The organism is Bariatricus sp. HCP28S3_A4 (assembly GCF_052066395.1).
In the GTDB taxonomy this organism is placed as follows: Bacteria; Bacillota; Clostridia; order Lachnospirales; family Lachnospiraceae; genus Allocoprococcus.
This window is the reverse complement of the sequence record NZ_JBQHSE010000001.1, coordinates 180,749-203,651: the sequence shown is the minus strand read 5'-3', so window position 1 is coordinate 203,651 and position 22,903 is coordinate 180,749. Positions and strand designations below refer to the sequence as shown.

Here is a 22,903-nt window from a genome sequence, read left to right as displayed (position 1 = left end):
TCTTTGTATTCTCGGCGAATCTGATGCCGGAAAGTCCTATCTGGCCAAGGCCATTGGTATTAAAGCCTGCAATAGATATAACGTTGGATATTTTCATAGTGAAGAGCTCCTGGAGAGCATGGTTGCTCTTAAAGAGCAGGACTATGATAAATATGCCCGCAAGATGAAAAAGTATCTTAAATGGGATCTGATCATCCTTGATGACTTTCTGCTTCATACGATCACAGATGAGCGCGAAATCAAGATTCTTTTTGAATTACTGGAGAAACGCAATGAACAGCACCGGAGTACGATCGTTTGCTCTCAACGGGATCCAGACAGCTGGAAAGCTATGATTTTGAATGATGAAGTGTCTGCTAATTCCATCATGAAAAGAGCAACAAAACACTACACAATCAAGATAAACATACGATAACTTATCAACAATCAACTAAATACGAGCGGCCGTTCTGCTCCGCATAGCGGCCGTTGAAAAACGCATTTGCGACCGCCAGAGGGCGCAAACTGCATCCGATTGTATGAAATAATCGAAAAATATTTATTTGACTCAGTTCTTGCGTATTTGACAATGATATACTATTATAGAAAAGTAATATATTTACATAAGTAAGGAGAGAGTAAAGTGAATAACGTAGAAAACAAAGGAGCGGAGTATGATTTTTATGGGAAACTTCCTCTTAAAAAAGCAATTCCGTTGGGTCTTCAACATGTTTTGGCAATGTTTGTAGGTAACCTTACGCCGCTGCTTATTATTACGGGAGCATGTGGGCTGGTAGGTGCTGAATTTGCGGATCTTCAGGTAGAACTGCTGCAGAATGCAATGATCGTGGCTGGTATTGTCACGCTGGTTCAGCTTTATGCAATCGGACCAATCGGAGGGAAGGTGCCGATCATCATGGGTACCAGTTCCGGATTCATAGGAGTATTTAATAGTGTGGTAGGTGTCATGGGAGGCGGTGCAGCTGCGTATGGTGCCATCATGGGAGCCTCTGTTCTGGGCGGTTTGTTTGAAAGTGTGCTTGGATTTTTGATCAAACCTTTGAGAAAATTCTTCCCGGCAGTCGTGACCGGAACGGTAGTACTTTCCATCGGATTGTCATTGATCGGAGTGGGTGTCAATTCATTTGGAGGAGGAAATAATGCGAACGACTTTGGTTCTGTAGAGAATCTGCTTCTGGGATTCCTTGTGCTGGTGGTGATTATTATCCTTAAACATGGAACGACCGGAATGACCAGCGCGTCCTCCATTTTAATTGGAATTATCGTAGGTTACATAGCAGCGGCCATCATGGGAGCTGTACTTCCGCACACCGCTGTCAATGCTGAGGGTGTGGAGTATACGAAGGCATGGGTGTTGAATTGGGATAAAGTAGCGCAGGCAGAATGGATCGCACTGCCGTCTTTGCTCCCGGTAAAGTTGAGATTTGATCTTCGTGCGATTATTCCTGTCCTGATCATGTTCGTTGTGACGGCCGTGGAGACGGTCGGCGATATTTCCGGTGTTATGGAAGGCGGAATGGGAAGAGAGGCGACAGACAGTGAGCTTTCCGGAGGTGTGGTATGTGACGGAGTCGGCTCCAGTTTCGCAGCGCTTTTTGGAGTGCTTCCGAATACTTCTTTCAGCCAGAATGTCGGTCTGGTAACGATGACGAAGATCGTAAACCGCGGTGCTCTTGCAATCGGTGCGTTATTTTTGATTCTTTGCGGACTGTTCCCGAAACTGGCAGCGCTGATCTCCATTATGCCGCAGAGTGTCCTGGGAGGTGCAGCTGTTATGATGTTCTCATCCATTGTCATTAGTGGTATTCAGCTTATAACAAAAGAGACGTTGACGATGCGGAATATTACTATCGTATCGGTTGCATTGGGATTGGGATATGGAATTGGTGTGAACAGCGGCATTTTATCGCAGCTGCCGCAGGCACTTCAGCTTGTGTTCGGCGGATCCGGAATTGTACCGGCTGCGATTATTGCGATTGTTTTGAATATTGCACTTCCAAAAGAAAAGGAAGTATAAAACAGAAGATGTGGCCTTTGGTAAAAGGACGTGAATACAGCATCCGCAGGTGCTTACCTCCGGATGCTGTATCCGCGTCCGCCCACATAATTTACCCCATTAATCACCGTAAAAGCATAGGGGTCTACCGTATAAATCATTTTCTTAACAGAACTGACTTTATTATAAGGCAGAATAGTCAGTATGACTTTTGCTTTCTCTTTTTGATATCCGCTTTCAGCATTTAATAATGTAACTCCGGTATCAAATGTCTTCAGCAGATGTTCACGGATCGTCTCGCGTTCTTTTGAGAAAATCAACAGCTGTACTTTGGATTCACCCTGTGTGATGATTTTGTTTACCATGATGCTGCTGCACAGAATGACGACAATTCCGTAAACCGTTGAAAGAAGCGGTTTGGATACGGATTGATACAAAATGATCACGAAATCACAGACGTACATGACTGAAGATACCGGAATCTGGAATGTTTTGTTGAGGACGACTCCTAAAATATCAAAACCGCCGCTGGAACCATTTGCACGGAGAATCAGACCGGAGCCGATACCTAAGAGACAGCCTGCGAGCAGACTGCTCAGGAAAGGGTCGGCGGACAGCGCGTCGAATATTGTGATTCTGCCGAATAGTTCAAGAAGAGTCGGGAACAGAAAGGTCATGATCAGAGTCTTGAAAATGAACTCTTTTCCGGCAAAGATCCATCCCAGTGCAAAAAGAATCAGGTTGATGGCGAGTACGATCCAGGATAAAGGCAGGTTCATAAAACCAGACAGTATGACGGAAAGACCGGTCACACCGCCTGCCACAAAGCCCTGTGGAAGGACGAAAAGGCCAAATGCGGCAGCGGTCAGGGTCCCGCCGAAAATGATCATAATATAAGAAATAAATTTATTTTTCATATTTTTTACCTCCGGGCACTATTATAAAAGTAATGTGTCCGGAAAACTGTAGCGTATGCTACAAATAAGCTCCGTTTTTGAGGATTTGATATAAACCGTTCCGATCGGTGATCATAATTTTACCATAGTGGCTTTTCAGAAGGCCCTGATCGGCAAAAGCGGAAAGAACCCTTGATACGGTTACCCGGTTCAGACCCAGAGTTTCTGCGATTTCGGCGTGTGTATAAGGAAGGACATTGTCCAGAATTCCTTTGTCCCGGTTGGGGGAAGCCGTCTCTTCCAACAGAAAACTTGCAATGCGTTTTCGGCTGTCGTAGTTGGTGAGGCGGTATATCTGTCTTGAAAGATGATTACACGTCTCGCTTAAATGCTGGAAAAAGAGAACCATCAATTCGGGCGTTTCGCGCAGCAGTGGGATCAGGTCGGAGACCAGACAAGTGGCAAGGCGTACCTCGGTAACTGCGGCAACACTGGTTGGGCGAACATGATCACTCAGAAAAGAGGATTCGCCGAATATACGGCCTTTTTCCAGAATCTCCAGAGTCGTTTCACGCCCGGAAGAAGAAAGGGTATATACGCGGACTCTGCCTGATAGAATCAGGTATAAATAGTCGGCGGAATCATTTTGAAGATAGATAAATTCGCCTTTTTGATAGGTCTTCTGTGAGCCGATCGTACAAAAGATATCAAAGTATTTCTCGGGTATTTTAATCATAAGCGTTTCCTTTCCGGTATCAATATAATAGAATAATATGTATTTATTATAACAGATGGCTGATAAGAAGTGTCCGGGAAAATAAAAGATATTTGGATGGTGACAAAGAACGCGTGAAAAGTGTGTGGAAGAAACATGTGAAAAAAGATGATGAATGTTGACGTAATTGAAAAATATGGTGTATAATAATCGCATCAATTGATTGCCAAACCTGCTGAAAGGCAGGGACGGAAAGCTAAGCGTCTAAGCAAGAAATGATGTATGATAGGCTGGCTGCAACGAAATGAGTTGCAGCCGGCTTTTTGTTTTGAAAGAAGACAAGACTCCCACTACTACAGGTGGTGAGTTGCGTTTCAGGACAGGCTGAACAGGAGGATGCAATTGAATCGAGTATTTCGTGAAGAGAAGAAATTTCTTATTAATGTTGAAGAATTCATTAAAAAGAGCCACCAGTTGGAACAAGTGCTTATACAGGATGAACACAATGGAACAAATGGTTATATGATTCGTTCTCTATATTTTGACACAGTCTATGACGACGATTATTTTGAAAAGCAGGCGGGGTGGAATGTAGAAGGAAGATTCGGCTGCGGTGTTACGATCCGGACAGCAATTATGCAATGCTGGAGATGAAGCAGAAGCAGGGAAGCAGTCAGCTGAAACGGTCACTCAGAATGACAAGAGAAGATGCCATGAGAATGATACAGGGTTATTATTATTCCAGAGTCTTTCCGAAAGAATTTACAATGGAATATTATCAGAAATACATGGCTGATCTGGAGTAATTTCCAGATCGCCCATTTTATTGGTGGTCATGCGGAAGAAAATGTATTATACTAGATAGAAATGGGGCGGAAATCAGAAAAATGTTTTTCGGAATCATTTTAGAATTGTGATAATGAAAGAGAGAAGTTCATGGAAAAGAAACAATTTACCGGACATATCATGGCAGCAATTTCAGTCGTTATCTGGGGAACGACTTTTATCTCAAGCAAGATACTGCTTGAAGATTTTTCACCGATCGAATTGCTGCTTTTAAGATTTGTGATCGGATATATCATTTTGTGGATCATGAGTCCACGGAAAATGGAAGTGACGGATAGAAAGCATGAGCTGTATTTTGCAGGTGCCGGACTTACGGGAATCTGTCTGTATTATCTGTTTGAAAATGTAGCGCTTCTCTATACGCAGGCGTCAAATGTGGGAGTCATCACTTCAATCTCACCATTTTTTATCGGCATCAGTGCGCACCTGTTTTTGAAAGATGAGAAATTGAAGAAAAGCTTTTTTGTCGGATTTATTTTCGCAATCGTAGGAATTGCGATGATTAGTTTCAGTGGACAGGATGCTGTCCGGCTTAATTTTGCAGGGGACATGCTGAGTGTGGTGGCTGCGATGATGTGGGGACTTTATGCGATTCTGGCCAGAAAGGCGGGAGACTTCGGGTATCCGGTGATCCCTGCCACCAGAAGGATGTTCTTTTACGGCATCCTGATGATGCTTCCGCTGGCATTTGTTTTCGGATTTGATGTCAAGGCGGTGCAATTTGGAACTCCCGGAAATCTGCTGAATTTATTATATCTGAGTGTGGGCGCATGTGCAGTCTGCTTTGTGACATGGAACCGGGCAGTGGAAATTCTGGGAGCGATTAAGACCAGTGTTTATATTTATCTGATTCCGGTCATCACGATCATTACATCGATTGTTGTCCTGCATGAGAAGATCACATGGATGTCAGCAGCAGGAACGGTGCTCACAATGACTGGGGTGATCATATCGGAACGTATGGGAAATGCAGGTTAGCGAAGGAGGAGAAAATATGTTGAGTGAAGAGATGAGGGAGTTTATTCAGGATCATGAAGAAGAAGCACTTGAACTTCTGAAAGAACTGGCGCAGATTCCGGCACCGTCGAATCAGGAGGAGAAGCGTGCAAAGTTCTGCCGTGACTGGCTGGAAAGGCAGGGGGCACAAGGGGTGTATATGGATGAAGCGTTCAATGTGATATACCCGGTCGATATCCATCAAGCGGAAGAAATCGATGTGTATATGGCACACCTGGATGTGGTGTTTCCTGATACGGAAGCGCTTCCGTTAACAGAATGTGACGGGAAAATCTATTGTCCGGGAATCGGAGATGATACAGCCTGTGTGGTTTGTCTTTTGATGGCGGCAAAATATATTGCAGGTAAGATCAGAAACGGTGAATGGGAAAAGGAACAGAAAGGATTAGGAGAGCAACAGAAGAAGAACGGAGCGGCGGGCATGCTGCTGGTATGCAATTCTGGAGAAGAGGGACTTGGAAATCTGAAAGGAGTTAAAGCAATCTGCCGGGGTTACGGAGAACGAATCCGGAATTTCTGTACATTTGACAGTGAACTTGACAAAATTGTAAACCGCGCGGTCGGCTCAAAACGGTACCGAATCCGGATAGCCACAGAAGGCGGACATTCTTTCGGAGATTTCGGAAAAGATAACGCAATCGAGAAAATGGCCGGAATCATCGAGAAGCTCTATCGCGTTCAAGTGCCGGAAGGCGGGAAGACAACCTATAATGTGGGATTGATCTCCGGGGGAACCGGGGTGAATGTGATTGCCCAGAATGCGGAGATACTGTATGAATTCCGTTCCGATACCAGTGAACATTTGCAGATGATGGAACAGCATTTTGAGAAGACGATATGGGAAGAGAAAGATAAAGGGCTGGATATAGAATATGAGGTGATCGGACTTCGCCCGTGTGGCAAAGGTGTGGATGCGGCCAGGCAGGAAAGGCTGACGGAAAAAGCAATGAAGGCAGTAAAAAACGTGATCGGAAAGAATCCGGAGCAGAACTGCGGTTCTACCGACTGTAATATTCCGCTTTCAATGGGAATCCCTTCGGTCTGTGTGGGATGTTACTATGGACATGGTGCACATACAAGAGAGGAATATATAGAGAAGGATTCGCTTATTTTGGGAATACAGGTGGCATTCGAAATGATCTTTGGAGAATAAAATAATCAATTATAAAAGCGGGGCATACCGGTCAGATATGCTCCGCTTTGTGTTCCCTTATTAAAGAGTATCTTCACGTTTGATATATCCCGGATGATCAGCCGGAGCAATGATTTCTTTTGCATGAATCACTTGTGCTCTCCGGTCAACAACCAAATTCTCAAGATGTACGTTTTCTGCGATTACAACACCTGGGAATACCACACAATTCTTTACAACAGCACCAGGTTTCACGACGCATCCACGTCCGAGAATTGAATTCTCGATCGTACCTTCGATCAGGCAGCCGTTGGAAACAACAGAGGATTTCACGCTTGCTGTTTCAAGATACTTCGTCGGGCAGGAGTCATTGGTACGTGTGTAGATCGGCCAGTCCTCATCAAAAAGGCTCATTGCTGATTTGTAGTCGATCAACGACATGTTAGCATCATAGTAGCTCTTGAAATCTGTGATGGAAGCAAAATAACCGCGATGAGAAATTCCGCGCACATCCAGTTCTTCACATTCTGCACTGACGATGTCAGCCAGTGTGTACATAGAAGAAAGTTTGTGAGCTTTCTGTACGAGCTCGATAAACAAATCTTTCTTCATAATATATGTATCCATGAAAATATTTCTGTTCTTAGCATTACCGTGATTCTTCTCGATAGAAAGAACACCTTTCTGACGGTTCAGGTTCAAAGTATTGCAGTTCAGGAATGCTTCTTTTGCATTATCAACTGAATGGTACAGAACTGTGATATCCGCACCGGAATCTATATGATTCTGAAGCAGAGTATCATAGTTTGCAGTGTATACCATGTAGTTCGGTGCGATGACTACATATGGATGATGCATTCTCTGAATGCATTCCAGGTTCTCCATAAACATGGCGATGTCCGTGTTATAGATACTGTGCTCAGCACCATCATCGGAAAACAGGATCTGCAGATTGCCGCGTTTTGAGTTGATATTGTATTGGCGTCCACTTCCGAGATGTTCGACAAGAGAACGAGGTTTTCTTCTGATATATACCTGGATGCGGTCAATGTCACTGTTACTCATATTAGAAATTGCAAAGTCTATTACTCGATATCTTCCGAGGAAAGAGAACGAACCGATTGGACGATAGTCCTGAAGTCCCTCTACCCAGATATCTCTGCCGGAAGAAGTGACGATTCCAAATGCGTTATACATATTATTCTACCCCCTTTACACGTTTTGCTACCAGTTCGATATGTTCGCTGTCAGCAGAACCGACAACAGCCTGTTTGCCGATCTTAATGCCGTCGGCAACCAGAGCGCGGGTAACAACGGCTCCGTCTTCCACTTCAACACCCGGCATCAGTACACTGTCGATAATCTTGGCGCCTTCTCCAACTTTAACTCCGGTGAAAAGAACGGAGTTCGTGATTTCGCCGTTGATGGTACAGCCCTGTGTGATGAAAGCCTTGTTGATCTTAGCTTCAGCGCCTATGTAATGAGGAAGAGTTGTAACGTCTTCGGTATAAATCTTCCAGGTCGGATCGCTTAAATCAAGCTCATTTCCATTTAAAAGATCCATATTTGCTTCCCAAAGGGAATCGATGGTTCCTACATCTTTCCAGTATCCCTGGAATTTATAAGCAACCAGTTTTCTTCCGTCATTCAGCATGGTCGGAATGATATCCTTACCAAAGTCGTGATTAGACTCCGTATTCTTCATATCTGCCAACAGCATTTTGCGAAGCAGCTTCCAGTTGAAAATGTAGATACCCATGGAAGCAAGATTGCTCTTCGGCTGTGGCGGTTTCTCTTCGAATTCTACGATCGTGCCTTCTTCGTCTGTATTCATGATACCGAAACGGCTTGCTTCTTTCATCGGTACTTCGATAACGGCAATCGTAGCATCAGCATTACATGCTCTGTGATGGGCAAGCATCTTGGCGTAATTCATTTTGTAAATATGGTCTCCGGAAAGTACAAGAAGATATTCTGGAGAATAAGAATCGATGAAATCAATGTTCTGGGAAATGGCATCAGCAGTTCCACGGTAAACATCCAGATTGGAATCCGCTTTCTCACGTGGTGGAAGTACAAAAACACCGCTATCTTTTGCGTCAAGTCCCCATCTGCCGCCTGCAGCTACGTAGCTGTTCAGCAGAACGGATTCGTACTGTGTCAGAACACCGACAACATCGATTCCGCTGTTTGCACAGTTACTGAGGGGAAAATCAACGATACGGTACTTCCCACCATATGAGACGGCCGGTTTTGCCACTTTATTGGTCAGGTCATGAAGACGGGAACCACGTCCACCAGCCAAAATCATTGCTAACATATTATTTTGCTTCATAAGTGAACCCTCTCTTTCGCTTGATGCAATATATTATACAATTTTTTTGCTCATATTTCCATATTTTTGTGCAAAAAAATCATATTTCTTTGGAAAAAGCTGGCAAATTATAAATAATTACCAGAAATCATCGCTAATCACGCTTTGTTTAGTTTTGCGGCTTTGCAGAAAAGAACATATCCGATGATAAACATCACGGAAATGATTGCAACACCGGCATTTGCTACATTGGTAATCTGGGCAACCAGTCCGACCAGTGTGGTTCCCATGAAAGAGGCTCCTTTTCCGCAGATATCGTATATACCAAAGTATTCTCCGGATTTCTCCGCAGGGATGATCTTGGCGAAGTAAGAGCGGGAGAGTGCCTGAATCGCGCCTTGGAACATACCGACAAGAACAGCGAGCAGCCAGAACTCCCATTGCTTATCAAGCTGGATGGCGAAGAGTGCAATTCCGGTGTAAGCTGCGATGCAGATTTTGATCAGAAAATCGGTATCAAACTTCTTGGAGAGCACGGAAAAAATCAGGGCACATGGAAAAGCAACAAGCTGAGTGACCAAAAGGGCAAGTAACAATCCCTGTGAATCCAGGCCCAGTGCACTTCCGTAAGCGGTAGCCATTTCGATGATCGTATACACACCATCTATGAAAAAGAAAAATGAAAGCAGATACAAAAAAATGTTTTTATGTTTCTTTATATCCCTCAGAGTGACTGCAAGGCGTTTAAAACTGTTTTTGATCGGATGATCGGGCAGTTCCACATAATTTGTCTGATGATAATTTTTCAGCAATGGAATCGTGACAACAAGCCACCAGAGTGCATTAAGAAAAAAGGCAAGCATCATGGCAGTGGTCATGGAAATCCCGATTTTATCGTACATCAGAACAAAAACCAGAGATATAACAAATGGAATGCAGCTTCCGATGTATCCCCATGCATAGCCGTGTGATGAAACGGAGTCCATTTTCTCTTCTGTTGTGATATCGACCAGCATGGAATCATAGAAAATCAGGCTGGCATTGTATCCCACTTTTGCAATTACGAAGACAGCCAGAAACAGGACCCATGATTTAGGAAAAGAGAGTGCTGCGCAGCCAAGTACCCCGACCATCATGGAGATTGTAAACAAGGGCTTTTTGAAATTGCGGGTGTCTGCCAATGTGCCGAGAATTGGACCAATGATGGCTACCATGACTGTTGCGACAGAAGCAGCATATCCCCAATAGGCAAGATAATCCACTTCGGATATTCCTGCATTACCGGCCAGGAAGTTGAAATAGATCGGAATGATCGTGGATACCAGCATAATAAATGCAGAATTTCCTACATCGTACAGAATCCAGCATTTTTCCAGTTTTGTAAGTTTTGTATTATTCATTCAGATGCCTCCTTCTATTCAAATGTGCGTTCAAAACGCGAATGGAGTTCTGTGCCGGTACAAAGACTTTCGTCAAAGCTGTAAAGCATGGTTACAGCGATGTCAACAGCACCTTTGAACCGCAGGTAAAGACCCTCGTTGCTGACTGTGCATTTGGGGTTGTCTTTCCGCTGATGCATCAGCCCCTTCCAATAATCATATTTTCCGGTTAAATGCATTGCTCCGTTCAGAATGGCCTGTTTGACGATACATGGAGCCGTAAAGATTCTTTTTACCAGTTTTAGGTCTTTCAATGCCTCCCGGATAATGACCGGATTCATATTACGGTAGAAAGGATAAATTGTTTTTGCGGTTACGCTGTCTGTCGGGACAAGATCAGCAAGTGGATAGGAAAGAGCATTCTTTCCGTCTTTGCGAAGAAGCATTTTTTCAAATTCTTCTTCAATTTCCAAATGTTCGACATCAAGAGCTTCCATCATTTCAGATACATAAGGATGACATTCACTGTCAAGAATGTAGTGGCAGATGAAACCCAGGAGATAGGCGTATTCCCGGCTGTCACGTCCTTTTTCTTTTACGACAGTCAGCGCATGTGTGAAGAAGGATGCTGCTGATACTTCGTGAAGGTGGTAACCATATTTGGATACACGATTACTTTTCCATGGCCGGTAAAAAAAGAAAATATCCGGTCCCTGGAGACCAATCTGAAATTGTACATAGTATTTGGAAATGATTTCGTTTAATTCTCCGTCTGTTTTTTGGGCTACTTTTTCCCCAAAACGGTTGTGTGCATAAAATGCAGGCATGTGTGTTTCCTCCCATCTGACTAAATCCTATTTTAACTATATAAGGTTAGCATAAAAATGTAAACGAAAAATTTGTTTGAAGTTAAAAGAAAATGAAGCTTCGCCGCTAATACTTGACATCTGTATGGAAAACCCGCAAAATGAATATTAGAAAACTGGAAGGAGATAATATGGATATCAATAAAGCAGCAAAGAAAATATTAAAAGCATTGTCTTTTGAAGAAATAGATGTGGAGAAGTCCAGACAGCTGGCAGATTTGAAACGGCTGGATCCTATGAAGATCTTCTATCGGACGGTAGATACACGTATTTACAATGGGGATCATCTGGTGCCGGTCCGGTTGTTTTTCCCGGATGAGAAGACATTTCAGGAAGAGCAGGTGGCAAATGGAATGCGGGTGATGCTGTTCCTGCATGGCGGCGGGTGGTCCACTGAACATGTAGATAATTATGAGAGGATATGTGCCCGCCTTGCGAATGCCACAGGGCATATCGTGGCGGCGATTGAATACCGGCTTGCTCCGGAGCACAAGTTCCCGACCGGGCTTGAGGACTGCTATGCGGTGGCGAAGGCAATGTATGAAAAAGAGTTTCTTTTGAATGTGAATTCAGAGGATATCACACTGATAGGAGACAGCGCAGGAGGAAATCTGGCTGCAGCACTTTCACTAATGGCAAGAGACAGAGGAGAATTTCTCCCCAGAAGGCAGATTCTAATCTACCCAGCAACGAATAATGATTATTCGGAAAATTCATCATTTGATTCTGTTAGGGAAAATGGGACAGATTATCTTCTGACAGCAGGAAAACTAAGAGATTACCTTGATTTTTACGCGGGGAAAGAAGAGGATCGGATGAATCCCTATTTTGCACCGATTCTGGAAGAGAATCTGCAAAATCAGCCGGATACGCTGGTCATAACCGCGGAATATGATCCATTAAGAGATGAGGGAGAGGCATATGGAAGAAAACTGGAAGCGGCAGGAAACAGGGTAGAAATCTACCGGATTAAGAACGCACTTCACGGTTTTTTTGCCCTGGGAATCAAAAGCAATCACGTACAGGAAAGTTTTGATATTATAAATAATTTTTTGAGGAGGGAATAGCCGTTATGCAGTCGAGGGGTGCGTATTGGCGGAAACTGGACAACGCGGCAAAACTTTTTTCGGCAGCAAGTACGAAAAGGGATACCCGTGTATTCCGCTTTTATTGTGAATTAAGAGAGGAAATTGAGGAAGCAAAGCTTCAGCAGGCGCTGGACAGGACGCTGGTTAAATATCCGATGTTCTTGTCGGTGATGAGAAAAGGCTTGTTCTGGCATTATCTTGAACAGAGTAATCTGCGCCCGGTCGTTCGGAAAGAAACCCGGGAACCTTGCAGAAATCTGTACATCCGGGACAAGAAAGAGCTTTTGTTTGAAGTGACATATTATAAGAAGAGGATTAATTTTGAGGTCTTTCATGCACTGACAGATGGGACGGGAGCCAGTGAATTTATTCGGGAGCTGGTGAAGAATTATTTGTTCCTAGTACATGAAGGGGACGGGCTGGCGGATCTTGAATTAAACGAGAAGACGGTTACTGTTTCGGACCAGGAAGACGACGGATTTGCGAAGTACTATTCTCGTGATAATAAGGGCAGAAAAAAGAACCGGAGAAAAGCATATCAGATTAGAAGAAACAGTGATCTCGGAAGCCTTCAGGTGACGGAAGCAGAAGTGAAAGTGGCGGATCTTGCGAAAAAGGCGAAGGAATATGGTGTGTCGATGACGGTGTACTTAACAGCGGTTCTGATGTGCGCGATTCACGGGAAAATGTCCAGGCGTCAGGAGGAAAAACCGGTGGCGCTTATGGTGCCTGTCAATCTGCGGAAATTTTTCCCGACAGATTCCATGCTGAATTTTTTTAGCTGGCTGGAGGTGGAACACCGTTTCGGTCAGGGAAAAGATAGTCTGAACGAAGTGATCCGTGAGGTGAAGCAATATTTTGACGAGGGCCTCACAAAAGAGAAAATGGGGGAACGGATGAGTGAATATTTTGCACTTGAAGTGCATCCGATCCTGCGGCTCGCACCGCTTGGATTAAAGAATTTCTGCATCGGTTTTGGATCACGCAGTTCGGCAAAGGAGATAACGGCGATTTTTTCCAATATGGGAATCATTCGTATGCCGGAAGACTATGCGAAGTATATTGAGCGTTTCGGTGTATTTACCAGCACACCGAAAGTGGAACTATGTATGTGTTCATTTGAAGAGAATGTTTATTTGGGATTTACGTCAAGATTTGACAGTTCGGTGATCAAGAAGAACTTTTTTTGCATTCTTGAACAAGAGGGAATCAAGGTGACACTGCTTGAGACTGAATATCCGGAAGAGGCGACTGCTGATTCGATTGGAATGAAAGTATTTCGGATATTTACCTTCTTATGTATTGCGGCAGCGGTCATCGCACTGGGGAGTGATTATTGTGTGGATGGACATTTCGGATTATCACTGAAAATATGCGGGGGTGCATTCAGTATGTGGCTTGCACTTGCGGTTGCATTCTTTAAACGATACAATCTTTTGAAAAATGCTATGTGGCAGCTGGCTGTGGTGACGACCGTCTGTACAGTGTGGGATCTGCTGACAGGATGGCGCGGATGGTCGGTGGATTTTGTTTTTCCGGTTGTCAGTATTGTGATTATCATTTCCATGATGATCATTTCCAAAATATACTACCACCATCCAAAACAGTATATGATCTACTTTGTGATGGCGGCAGGGTATGGACTGCTTTTCCCGCTGGTTTTTATCCTGACAGGGCTGGTTAACGTGACGGCACCGTCGGTCATCAGTATTGCATTTTCATTCCTGACACTCACCGCGCTGATCCTTTTTAAAGGGCGCGAGTTCCGCGAGGAAATGGAAAAGACATTTCATGTATAGAATGATTGAAAACGAAATAGCTATGGTCTGGCGAGCAGGTAATCGATTGCACGAAGAAGGTCTTTTTTCTGGTCGGGAAGCATTCCGTAAATGGTATACTGGTCCAGAACGGTCGTGTCTTCGAACAGACAGTCCTTCACGTGCAGATTTTCAAGCATCAGGCGCTCTTCCAAAAGGATTTCTTCCGGAGTCATCATCTGGAAAAATCCTTTTTGTGCTTCTTTGCAGAGCTTTGTGTCTTCCCAGAGCTTCAGCTTCAGACACCATATGTTTTTTGGATGGAGCTGATTCAGAAGTCGGGCTGTTTCTAGTGCATGGAGATGGGAATACTCACGTCCGCCAAGTCCGGGGATAATGGTGACAAAGTAATCGATGCCTGTTTGCTCCAGACGATGCAGAGCATCCAGAATCTGTGCGGATGTCACGCCCTTGCACCGTTCTGCCAGAATCGGGTCGCTTCCGCTCTCCACTCCGATATGAAGAGCGGCAACGCCTCTGGATTTCAGCAGTCGCAATTCTTCATCTGTTTTCCGGAGTATGTCATCAGCACGGGAATACATGGCGATTCTATGTACATTGGGCATATATTTTGCGACAAGATCAATGATCTGACATAAGAATTCAGTGGAGAGGCAGAATGCGTTTTCACCGAGCAGAAACAGCCTTGTATTTTCTGGTTGAAGCATTCCGAGGATCTGCAGATTGTGTTCAATGCGGGAAAGCGGATGAATGCAGAATTCATCCCGGGCAAAATCACAGAAAGTACATTTGTGCCAGCTGCAACCAAGGGCAACTTCCAGAGCGGCACTTCCTTCCTCTTGGGGTGGAATATAAATGGTTTCATGTGTATAAATGGATTGATAAAGTTCTTCTCGCGTCATGTCTGTTTTCCTTTCATAAAAAATGTTTCTATTGCGGATACAATATGGTTTCGTATATTCTGTCTATAGTGTACCACAAAACAGAAAGAAGAAGAATCTTCATTTTTAGGCAGATATTCTTGTGTGAAAGTGAAGAGGTGTGCTATACTTGTGCAGAGTAAGAAAAACAGGGGAAACCTGCTGGGAGTGTATGGAATGGCAAAAAATAAAAAGAAAAAAAGCAATAAGCCGACAACGATACGATATTTTGATTATAGCCTTCTTGCTGTGATGGTATTCCTGATCTGCTTCGGACTTGTGATGCTCTATAGTACCAGTGCGTATGAGGCACAGAGCAAGTTTAATGATGGAATGTATTATTTAAAAAGACAGGGAATCATCAGTATGGGAGGCCTTGTAATTATGCTGTTTGTTACCCGGATCGATTACCATCGATATGCGAAATACTCGGCAGCACTTTATGGATTTGCGATGCTTCTGATGGCGCTGGTAAAGTATTCGCCACTGGGATATGAGGTGTATGGAGCAAGAAGATGGCTGCAGATCCCGGGAACGGGACAGACCATGCAGCCTGCCGAGGTGACGAAGATTGCAGTCATTTTGTTTATTCCTTATTTAATATGTAAGATGGGAAGCAAGGTTCATAAGCTGAAAGGAAGCCTTATGGTACTGGCGTGGGGAGCAGTAGCCGCTTTTGGTGTGTTCTATCTGACGGATAACCTGAGTTCGGCAATCATTGTAATGGGAATTGCCTGCTTCATATTATTTGTTGTACATAAGAAAATGAGACCGTTCGTTATCATTGGCGGATGTGGAGTCGGAGCATTTGTGGCAATCGCGGCTCTCCTTGGTAAAGTGCTGGAGAACAGTGATAATTTTCGGCTGCGCCGCATTATCGCATGGCTGAATCCGGAAAAATATGCATCGTCACTTTCGTTCCAGACTCTGCAGGGAATGTACGCGATTGGTTCCGGAGGCTTTTTTGGAAAAGGATTAGGCAATAGTGCACAGAAAATGATTATACCTGAAGTGCAAAATGACTTCATCCTTACGGTTATTTGTGAGGAACTAGGGGTATTCGGTGCTATTATGGTATTTGTATTGTTTGGACTGCTTTTGTATAGACTTCTGTTTATTGCACAAAATGCCCCGGATCTTTATGGAGCTCTGATCGTAACCGGAATTTTTTCTCATATTGCAATTCAGGTTATTCTGAATGTGGCAGTTGTGGTGAATCTGATTCCTAATACGGGAATTACACTGCCGTTTATCAGTTATGGTGGTACGTCTGTACTATTTCTTATGATTGAAATGGGAATTGCATTGGGAGTATCACGTAAGATAAAAATTGAGGAGTAAAAAAGTCTTTTTTTTCATTAGAGAGTGTGTTATCATATACAAAGCGGTAATGAAAACTACATATTGCGGAAGCTGAAGACGGATTCGGGAGGAATGATATATGAGTTATAAAATAATCGTAGACAGCTGTGGAGAGTTAACAGAAGAGATGAGAGCGTCAGGAATATTTGAGACGGCATCACTTGCGATGGATGTGGACGATTATCATATTATAGATGATGAGACATTTGATCAGGCGGATTTCTTGAAAAAAGTAGCGGAGAGTCCGAACTGTCCAAAGTCATGCTGCCCTTCACCGGAACGGTATATGGAGGGATACCGGTGTGATGCGGATCGGGTATATGTTGTGACTTTGTCTGCGGAGTTAAGTGGCTCTTATAACAGTGCTGTGCTAGGGGCAAATCTCTATCATGAGGAATATGGGGATAAGGATATTTATGTATTTAACTCCCGTTCTGCATCAATCGGTGAGACATTGATCGCATGTAAGATCATAGAATGTGAAGAAAATGAACTGATGTTTCCGGAAGTGATCGAAAAAGTGGAAGAGTATATTGAAGGACAGAATACATTTTTCGTTCTTGAGTCACTGGAAACGCTTCGGAAAAATGGGAGACTTACGGGACTTAAGGCGATCGCGGCAAACGTGCTGAATATCAAGCCAGTGATGGGATCTACTCCGAAAGGAGAGATATGCCAGCTGGGACAGGCTCGTGGAATGAAGAAAGCACTTCAGAAACTGGTGGATTGTGTGGAGGAAGGCTCTGTAAATGTTGAAAATAAAGTTCTGGCAATCTCGCACTGTAATTGCCCGGAACGTGCAGAAGTTTTGAGACAAATGCTGGATGAAAGACTTCATCCGCAGCAGATTCTTGTTCTGGATACGAGAGGAATCAGCAGTATGTATGCGAATGACGGAGGAGTGATCGTCGCGGTATAGTTGTATAGAATAGAGGGAATGACTTTGACATTAGCTGAGAAATTAAAAAGTGCAAGAGAAAATGCGGGATATTCTCAGAGCCAAGTCGCTGAAAGACTCAATATATCACGGCAAGCGGTCTCCAGATGGGAAAATGGAAGAGCGTATCCGGATATTGATAATTTGGTAGTGCTCAGTGAGATATATAAGGTTTCTATCGATGAATTGTTAAAGGATAAGAGTGCTGATGAGCAAGATGAAGTAAACACTGAGATAGAAGTTGAGCCGGAAGAAAGGAATAACAGACTTGCAGTATTGATGGTTGCAATTTCCGGCACTTTGTTTCCGGGTGGAGGATTAGTGATCATGTTGGCAGTTTTACTTTATTGTGGAATCAAAAGGATAGAACTGCCAAAGGTTTATAAAGTTATTATAGCAGTATGTTTCGTAATAAATCTTATAAATGTTGGAGTGTTGATAAAGTCTTTTGGATCTGTTTTTGCAGAGTGGCTATAACAAATAGGTACTAAATTGTTGGAAAAGGTGAACTCTAGTGGTGCATTTAGTAGTGTAAACGAATAATTTCTCCCTGGAAATTACTCATTACTTTGCTGCGATTTTATTTGTGCTATTATAAGTGTATAATATTTGCGCAAATAAACAGCCAGAATAGTGAGAAATTTGGAGACAGTGGACCATAAATTTATACCTTAGGAGGATTTATGAATATGAAAGCGAATAGCATTAGTAATAATAAAAAGTTAACATTGCTAGAATTTTTGTGCTTGATTATATTAACTTTATACGTCCTGGAACAATATGTCTTACCGGATCTATTACAGATTAATCCGGATTTTTATGTGATTTTTAATTGGTGGTTGTGGTTAGTGGATAAGACTGTAGGGAATGTTTGCAGATACTTAGCTGTTATTTTTTCTTTCCAGCTATTAAGAACAATCATTCCGGAAAAGCATATGACAAAAGATGAAAATCCAAAAGTCTAATGCTTGAATCTCTTAAAGAAATATGCTAATATTGTAGCATCTAATTTTAAAAGGAGCTACAGTAAGATGAGTCAGGAAAAAGTAGATTGTTATAAAAAAGAAAAAGCAAATAGAAAACAGATTATGAGGAAACAGAAGATTATGCACATCGTGCGCAGTGCCATCGTGGGAGTGATCGCAGTGGCGCTGGTTGGATGGCTTGGTTATTCTGCGTACGGCTTGTATGAGCAGAATCAGCCGAGAGATATGGCAGAAGTGGATTACACTGCTGTAGATGGGTATCTTCAGTCCCTCAATTTATCCGAATAATGAAAATAAAAAGTGTATAGTAAAGAGTCTGCCGGAGAGCAGGCTCTTTTTTAGTTCCGGGGATATGCCGGAAGTGTCAGCGCTCATTTTATTTGCTCCATTTCAATGAGTGAATTAATATAAAAACAGAAAAAAGTGGGAAAATTTCCCACAATGATATGAAAACGAAAAAATCCCCCACGATTCCCCACCACTTGATGCTAAATGGAGGGTGAAGAGGAATCGGAAGGGGATTTTTCTGCTTTTTGTGCAATTTGGGGAGAAAAAGGAAAAATTACAGAAAAGTCTGGGAGAGCATAAAAAAATGAAAAAGGGGGTTGAAAAGGGAGATAAAGTGGTTTACAATGGTTTCAAGTGGTAGAAAGTGGTGAATAGTGGAGCGAAGTGGTGTAAAAGTGGCAGACCACTTTGAAAGAAGGTGATCCTTGATGTTGACTGGAGAGTTTAATCACAGTATTGACGCGAAAGGCAGGCTCATCATTCCGTCAAAATTGCGAGAAAGTCTGGGAGAACATTTCGTAATTACCAAGGGAATGGATGGCTGCTTATTTCTCTATCCGGAAAACGAATGGGAAGCCTTTGAAGACAAGCTAAGAACCTTACCACTCACGAACAAAAAGGCCAGAGACTTTAAACGTTTCTTTCTCGGAAGCGCCGTGGAAGGAGAACTTGATAAACAAGGGAGAGTTTTGATTTCTTCTTCGCTTCGTGCATATGCCAGTCTGGACAAAGAAGTTGTGCTTGCCGGTGTGCTGGACAAGGTGGAGATCTGGAGCAAGGATGCGTGGGAAGCTCGTACTGCTGATGTTGAGGAAAATATCGAAGATATTGCAAGTGACATGGAAGATTTGGGACTGAGCATTTAACCGGATCACAAAAGCGAAACGGATTGCAATGATTCGTTTCAATAGGAGGACACTATGGCATTTGAACACAAATCAGTATTACTGGAGGAGACAATCGAGGGCCTTGCCATCAAGCCGGACGGTATTTACGTCGATGGGACGCTTGGTGGAGGCGGACATGCTTATGAAGTATGTCGGCGTTTAAGTAACAAGGGGAGTTTTATAGGAATAGACCAGGACGCTGCTGCAATCGAGGCGGCAAGCGAACGATTACTCAGTTTCGGGGAGAGAGTTACAATAATCCGGAGCAATTATTGTGATATGAAACTGAGGCTCCATGAAATCGGCATTGACAAAGTAGATGGGATCGTACTTGATCTGGGCGTGTCATCTTATCAGCTGGATACGGCAGACCGAGGATTCTCCTATCGGGCAGATGCACCTTTGGATATGAGAATGGACACCAGACAGAGTGTAACGGCAAAGGACATCGTCAATGGCTACAGTGAGATGGACCTTTTTCGCATTATACGTGACTACGGAGAAGATAAGTTCGCGAAAAATATCGCGAAACATATCGTGGCCGAACGTGAGAAAGGTCCAATCGAAACGACTGGACAGCTTGCCGAGATCATCAAACAGTCTATACCGATGAAGGTTCAGAAGACATCAGGACATCCGGCAAAGAGAACATTCCAGGCAATTCGGATTGAATGCAACAGGGAACTGGAGGTGCTTCGGGATTCGCTGGATGATATGATTGATATATTGAATCCGGGCGGAAGGATCTGTATCATTACGTTCCATTCGCTGGAAGACAGAATTGTAAAAGGTATTTTTAAGAAAAATGAAAATCCCTGTACTTGTCCAAGTACATTTCCGGTGTGCGTGTGTGGTAAAGTATCCAAGGGACGTGTTGTTACGAAGAAGCCGGTTCTTCCGAGTGAAGAAGAGATGGAAGAAAACAGCCGCTCAAAAAGCGCAAAGCTTCGTATTTTTGAAAGAAGATAGAATACAAGGGATATATTTAATTTGAAAGGGTGGTGCCTTATGGCAGCAAGGCGGAATAATTATGTAGAGACAGCAAGACGCCCACAGGCACATAGTGGAATGTACATATATGGAAATACGGTTCGGCAAAATAAGGTGATGCCGCGAAGACGGGAACGAGTGGTTGAAGAGCCACGCCGTAAGAAGAGAGTCAGCCGTCAGGTGAGACAGAACCGGAAGAAAGCACTGCATATGAGTCCGGCATACGTAGCATTTCTTGCTTTTGCAGCAGTAATCGCACTGGTGGCATGCGTATGGTATCTTCAGATGCGTACAGAGCTTACGAATCGATCTGAACATATTTCAGAACTGCAGCAGGAGCTTGCCGATATACGGGAGGAAAATACGACAAGATACAATTCCATCACAGATTCTGTGAATTTGGAAGAAGTTAGAGAGAAAGCAATCAATGAACTGGGAATGGTCTATGCAAATTCTGATCAGGTTGTTACCTATCAGAATCCGGTAAGTGATTATATGAAGCAGTATCAGGATATCCCGAAAAGCGGAGTGCTGGCTCAGTCTGAACAGATGAAAAAATAGAACAGAAATGCAAGGTGAATCAAATGTCAAAAAGAAAGAAAAGAAAAGTTCCTGCTTTGAGGCAAAAATTCACGAAAGGGATGCAGAAAAAGCTGGTAATACTCTTTATGTTGATATTACTGGCTTTTGTTATTCTCATCGGAAGAATTACTTACATCAATGCCTCGGAAGGAGAAAATTATACGAAGATCGTACTGGATCAACAGCAGTACACAAGCAGAACGATCCCGTTTAAACGTGGTGATATCGTGGACAGCAACGGCACAAAGCTTGCGACCAGTGAACGTGTGTATAATGTGATTCTGGATGCCAAAGTACTTTTGAGTAATGAAAAAAAAGCAGAGACATATAAGCAGGCGACGACGGAAGCTCTTCAGACGTATTTCGGAATTGAAGCGGAAACGGTTCTCAATATTCTGGAGGAAGACCCGACCAGTCGCTATACTATTCTGAAAAAGGGAATAGACTATGATACTGCAAAAGCTTATGAAAAAGCTGTGGAAGGGAATACGGATATTCAGGGTATCTGGCTGGAGGAAGACTACGTCAGAAAATATCCTTATGATACGCTTGCATGCGATGTAATCGGATTCAGTGTAGATGGAAATGTGGGAGCTGCCGGCCTTGAGGCATATTATAACAGTACGCTGAATGGAACGGATGGACGAAAATACGGGTATCAAAACACGGAGGCGTCCACAACGCAGACGGTGAAAGAACCGGTCAATGGCAGTACGATCGTAACAACGCTGGATGCAAATCTTCAGTCAATCGTAGAGAAACATCTGTCTGCATTTTATGAAGAGCATAGAAATGAAGCAACACAGGGAGGCGGATTTAAAAACGGGGCGGTAATTATGATGAACCCGAATACAGGTGAGATTCTTGCCATGTCTTCGCTGCCGATTTTTGATCTGAACAATCCAAGAGATTTGTCAAATTATTATTCAGAAGAGCAGATTGCGGCAATGTCCAGTGAAGAGAAGCTGGATATTCTGAATGGACTCTGGAGAAATTTTTGTGTGTCCGATACTTATGAACCGGGGTCTACGATCAAACCATTTACCGTGGCAACAGGTCTGGAAATCGGAAAGCTGACCGGGGATGAGACCTATTACTGCGGAGGCTACCTTCATGTGGGTGATCATGATATCAAATGTATTTCTTATGATGAAGGAGGACATGGGTATCAGAATCTGACACAGGTTATGGAGAATTCCTGCAATGTGGCTTTGATGGAAATCGGCCTTGATATCGGAACAGAAGAGTTCAGCAAATATCAACACATATTTGGATTTGGTGAGTATAGTGGGATTGATCTCCCGGGAGATGCGGCGACTTCGGCACTTTTGTATCAGCCCGACAATATGGGAAGCACAGATCTTGCAACGAACTCCTTCGGGCAGAACTTCAATGTGACTATGGTGCAGTTGATCTCAGGTTTCTGTTCCCTGATAAATGGGGGGAATTATTATGAACCGCATGTGGTTAAGGCGATTCGTGATGAAAATGGGAATGTCACAGAAACGATTGAACCGGTTCTGGAGAAAAGAACGATATCGAAGAAGACGTCTGAGATGTTGAAAAGCTATATGCACAGTGTTGTTGAAAACGGCAGTGGAAAATATGCGAAAGTGGAAGGCTATGATGTGGGAGGAAAAACAGGTACCGCAGAGAAACTCCCTCGTGGTGAGAATAAGAACGTAGTTTCCTTTATCGGTTATGCACCACAGGATAACCCGGAAATCGTCGTTTATGTTGTGATCGATGAACCGAATGTGCCGAATCAGGCAAGATGCAGTAATCAGATTTCACAGCTTGCCGCGGATATTATGAAGGAAGCGTTTCCGTATCTGAATATTGCAAAGGCTTCAGCTGAATAAATGAAGGGTATAACCCCGGGCAAAGAATAATATGTTATAGAAATGGAAGATAACATATTTGA

22 protein-coding genes, 1 pseudogene and 1 riboswitch are annotated in these 22,903 nt (G+C 43.4%); of the genes and pseudogenes, 16 read left to right on the top strand and 7 right to left on the bottom strand.

Annotation, left to right across the window (positions count from 1 at the left end):
* Both ACTNBF_RS00955 and ACTNBF_RS00950 read left to right on the top strand, forming a co-directional pair.
* A partial coding sequence (locus tag ACTNBF_RS00955; RefSeq protein WP_441019158.1) for an ATP-binding protein occupies nt 1-415 on the top strand: 415 nt, incomplete at its 5' end.
* Nucleotides 416-622: 207 nt separating this feature from the next.
* On the top strand, nt 623-2,017 hold the full coding sequence (locus tag ACTNBF_RS00950; RefSeq protein ID WP_441018549.1) for a uracil-xanthine permease family protein: 1,395 nt from the start codon (nt 623-625) through the stop codon (nt 2,015-2,017).
* Between the two features lie 53 nt (nt 2,018-2,070).
* Here the strand turns inward: ACTNBF_RS00950 and ACTNBF_RS00945 are convergent, their stop codons facing one another.
* A complete protein-coding gene (locus tag ACTNBF_RS00945; protein WP_441088603.1) occupies nt 2,071-2,913 on the bottom strand; it encodes a YitT family protein in 843 nt (280 codons plus the stop codon).
* Between the two features lie 58 nt (nt 2,914-2,971).
* Nucleotides 2,972-3,628, bottom strand: coding sequence for a Crp/Fnr family transcriptional regulator (locus ACTNBF_RS00940; RefSeq protein WP_441088602.1), 657 nt, complete (start codon nt 3,626-3,628; stop codon nt 2,972-2,974).
* Nucleotides 3,629-3,822: 194 nt separating this feature from the next.
* A riboswitch (cyclic di-GMP riboswitch) is annotated at nt 3,823-3,909 on the top strand.
* Nucleotides 3,910-4,003: 94 nt separating this feature from the next.
* On the opposite strand from ACTNBF_RS00940, the pseudogene ACTNBF_RS00935 reads away from it, so the two are divergent.
* From ACTNBF_RS00935 to ACTNBF_RS00925, 3 genes and pseudogenes are all read left to right on the top strand, one after another.
* Nucleotides 4,004-4,413: pseudogene (locus ACTNBF_RS00935) on the top strand (VTC domain-containing protein).
* Nucleotides 4,414-4,543: 130 nt separating this feature from the next.
* Complete coding sequence (locus tag ACTNBF_RS00930) at nt 4,544-5,431, top strand: DMT family transporter (protein ID WP_441088601.1); 888 nt, start codon at nt 4,544-4,546, stop codon at nt 5,429-5,431.
* 16 nt (nt 5,432-5,447) lie between these two features.
* Entirely contained in the window at nt 5,448-6,623 is a 1,176-nt protein-coding gene (locus tag ACTNBF_RS00925) for a M20/M25/M40 family metallo-hydrolase (RefSeq protein ID WP_441088600.1), read from the top strand.
* Nucleotides 6,624-6,683: 60 nt separating this feature from the next.
* On the opposite strand, the gene glgD is transcribed toward ACTNBF_RS00925, so the two are convergent.
* From glgD to ACTNBF_RS00905, 4 genes are all read right to left on the bottom strand, one after another.
* The gene (gene glgD / locus ACTNBF_RS00920) at nt 6,684-7,799 is read right to left on the bottom strand and encodes a glucose-1-phosphate adenylyltransferase subunit GlgD (protein WP_441024610.1); all 1,116 of its coding nucleotides are present in this window, start codon (nt 7,797-7,799) and stop codon (nt 6,684-6,686) included.
* Between the two features lies 1 nt (nt 7,800).
* Nucleotides 7,801-8,937 carry a glucose-1-phosphate adenylyltransferase gene (locus tag ACTNBF_RS00915; protein ID WP_427805457.1) on the bottom strand — a complete coding sequence of 379 codons (1,137 nt, stop codon included), beginning with the start codon at nt 8,935-8,937 and terminating at the stop codon, nt 7,801-7,803.
* A gap of 137 nt (nt 8,938-9,074) precedes the next feature.
* Nucleotides 9,075-10,316 carry an MFS transporter gene (locus ACTNBF_RS00910; RefSeq protein WP_427805458.1) on the bottom strand — a complete coding sequence of 414 codons (1,242 nt, stop codon included), beginning with the start codon at nt 10,314-10,316 and terminating at the stop codon, nt 9,075-9,077.
* Between the two features lie 14 nt (nt 10,317-10,330).
* Entirely contained in the window at nt 10,331-11,122 is a 792-nt protein-coding gene (locus ACTNBF_RS00905; protein ID WP_427805460.1) for a zinc dependent phospholipase C family protein, read from the bottom strand.
* A 170-nt stretch (nt 11,123-11,292) separates the two neighbouring features.
* On the opposite strand from ACTNBF_RS00905, the gene ACTNBF_RS00900 reads away from it, so the two are divergent.
* The gene (locus tag ACTNBF_RS00900; RefSeq protein WP_427805674.1) at nt 11,293-12,228 is read left to right on the top strand and encodes an alpha/beta hydrolase; all 936 of its coding nucleotides are present in this window, start codon (nt 11,293-11,295) and stop codon (nt 12,226-12,228) included.
* 5 nt (nt 12,229-12,233) lie between these two features.
* Nucleotides 12,234-14,048 carry a DUF6320 domain-containing protein gene (locus ACTNBF_RS00895; RefSeq protein ID WP_441050148.1) on the top strand — a complete coding sequence of 605 codons (1,815 nt, stop codon included), beginning with the start codon at nt 12,234-12,236 and terminating at the stop codon, nt 14,046-14,048.
* A gap of 20 nt (nt 14,049-14,068) precedes the next feature.
* Here the strand turns inward: ACTNBF_RS00895 and ACTNBF_RS00890 are convergent, their stop codons facing one another.
* Complete coding sequence (locus ACTNBF_RS00890) at nt 14,069-14,929, bottom strand: radical SAM protein (protein WP_427805463.1); 861 nt, start codon at nt 14,927-14,929, stop codon at nt 14,069-14,071.
* Between the two features lie 195 nt (nt 14,930-15,124).
* Here ACTNBF_RS00890 and ACTNBF_RS00885 point away from each other — a divergent pair, with 195 nt between their 5' ends.
* The 9 genes from ACTNBF_RS00885 (at nt 15,125) to ACTNBF_RS00845 (ending at nt 22,841) form a co-directional block, all read left to right on the top strand.
* Nucleotides 15,125-16,288, top strand: a complete 1,164-nt coding sequence (locus ACTNBF_RS00885; protein WP_441088599.1) for an FtsW/RodA/SpoVE family cell cycle protein — start codon at nt 15,125-15,127, stop codon at nt 16,286-16,288.
* A 100-nt stretch (nt 16,289-16,388) separates the two neighbouring features.
* Entirely contained in the window at nt 16,389-17,228 is an 840-nt protein-coding gene (locus ACTNBF_RS00880; RefSeq protein WP_427819083.1) for a DegV family protein, read from the top strand.
* Between the two features lie 24 nt (nt 17,229-17,252).
* Entirely contained in the window at nt 17,253-17,723 is a 471-nt protein-coding gene (locus ACTNBF_RS00875; protein ID WP_427819082.1) for a helix-turn-helix domain-containing protein, read from the top strand.
* Nucleotides 17,724-17,935: 212 nt separating this feature from the next.
* Nucleotides 17,936-18,211 carry a hypothetical protein gene (locus ACTNBF_RS00870; protein WP_427805469.1) on the top strand — a complete coding sequence of 92 codons (276 nt, stop codon included), beginning with the start codon at nt 17,936-17,938 and terminating at the stop codon, nt 18,209-18,211.
* A 66-nt stretch (nt 18,212-18,277) separates the two neighbouring features.
* Complete coding sequence (locus ACTNBF_RS00865; RefSeq protein WP_427805470.1) at nt 18,278-18,520, top strand: hypothetical protein; 243 nt, start codon at nt 18,278-18,280, stop codon at nt 18,518-18,520.
* Between the two features lie 428 nt (nt 18,521-18,948).
* Complete coding sequence (mraZ, locus tag ACTNBF_RS00860; protein ID WP_427805471.1) at nt 18,949-19,386, top strand: division/cell wall cluster transcriptional repressor MraZ; 438 nt, start codon at nt 18,949-18,951, stop codon at nt 19,384-19,386.
* Between the two features lie 54 nt (nt 19,387-19,440).
* Nucleotides 19,441-20,376: a 16S rRNA (cytosine(1402)-N(4))-methyltransferase RsmH gene (gene rsmH, locus ACTNBF_RS00855; RefSeq protein ID WP_427819080.1), complete on the top strand. Its 936-nt coding sequence runs from the start codon at nt 19,441-19,443 to the stop codon at nt 20,374-20,376.
* Between the two features lie 39 nt (nt 20,377-20,415).
* Nucleotides 20,416-20,958 carry a hypothetical protein gene (locus ACTNBF_RS00850; protein ID WP_441088598.1) on the top strand — a complete coding sequence of 181 codons (543 nt, stop codon included), beginning with the start codon at nt 20,416-20,418 and terminating at the stop codon, nt 20,956-20,958.
* A 23-nt stretch (nt 20,959-20,981) separates the two neighbouring features.
* Nucleotides 20,982-22,841: a peptidoglycan D,D-transpeptidase FtsI family protein gene (locus ACTNBF_RS00845; protein ID WP_441088597.1), complete on the top strand. Its 1,860-nt coding sequence runs from the start codon at nt 20,982-20,984 to the stop codon at nt 22,839-22,841.
* The last annotated feature ends 62 nt before the right edge of the window (nt 22,842-22,903 follow it).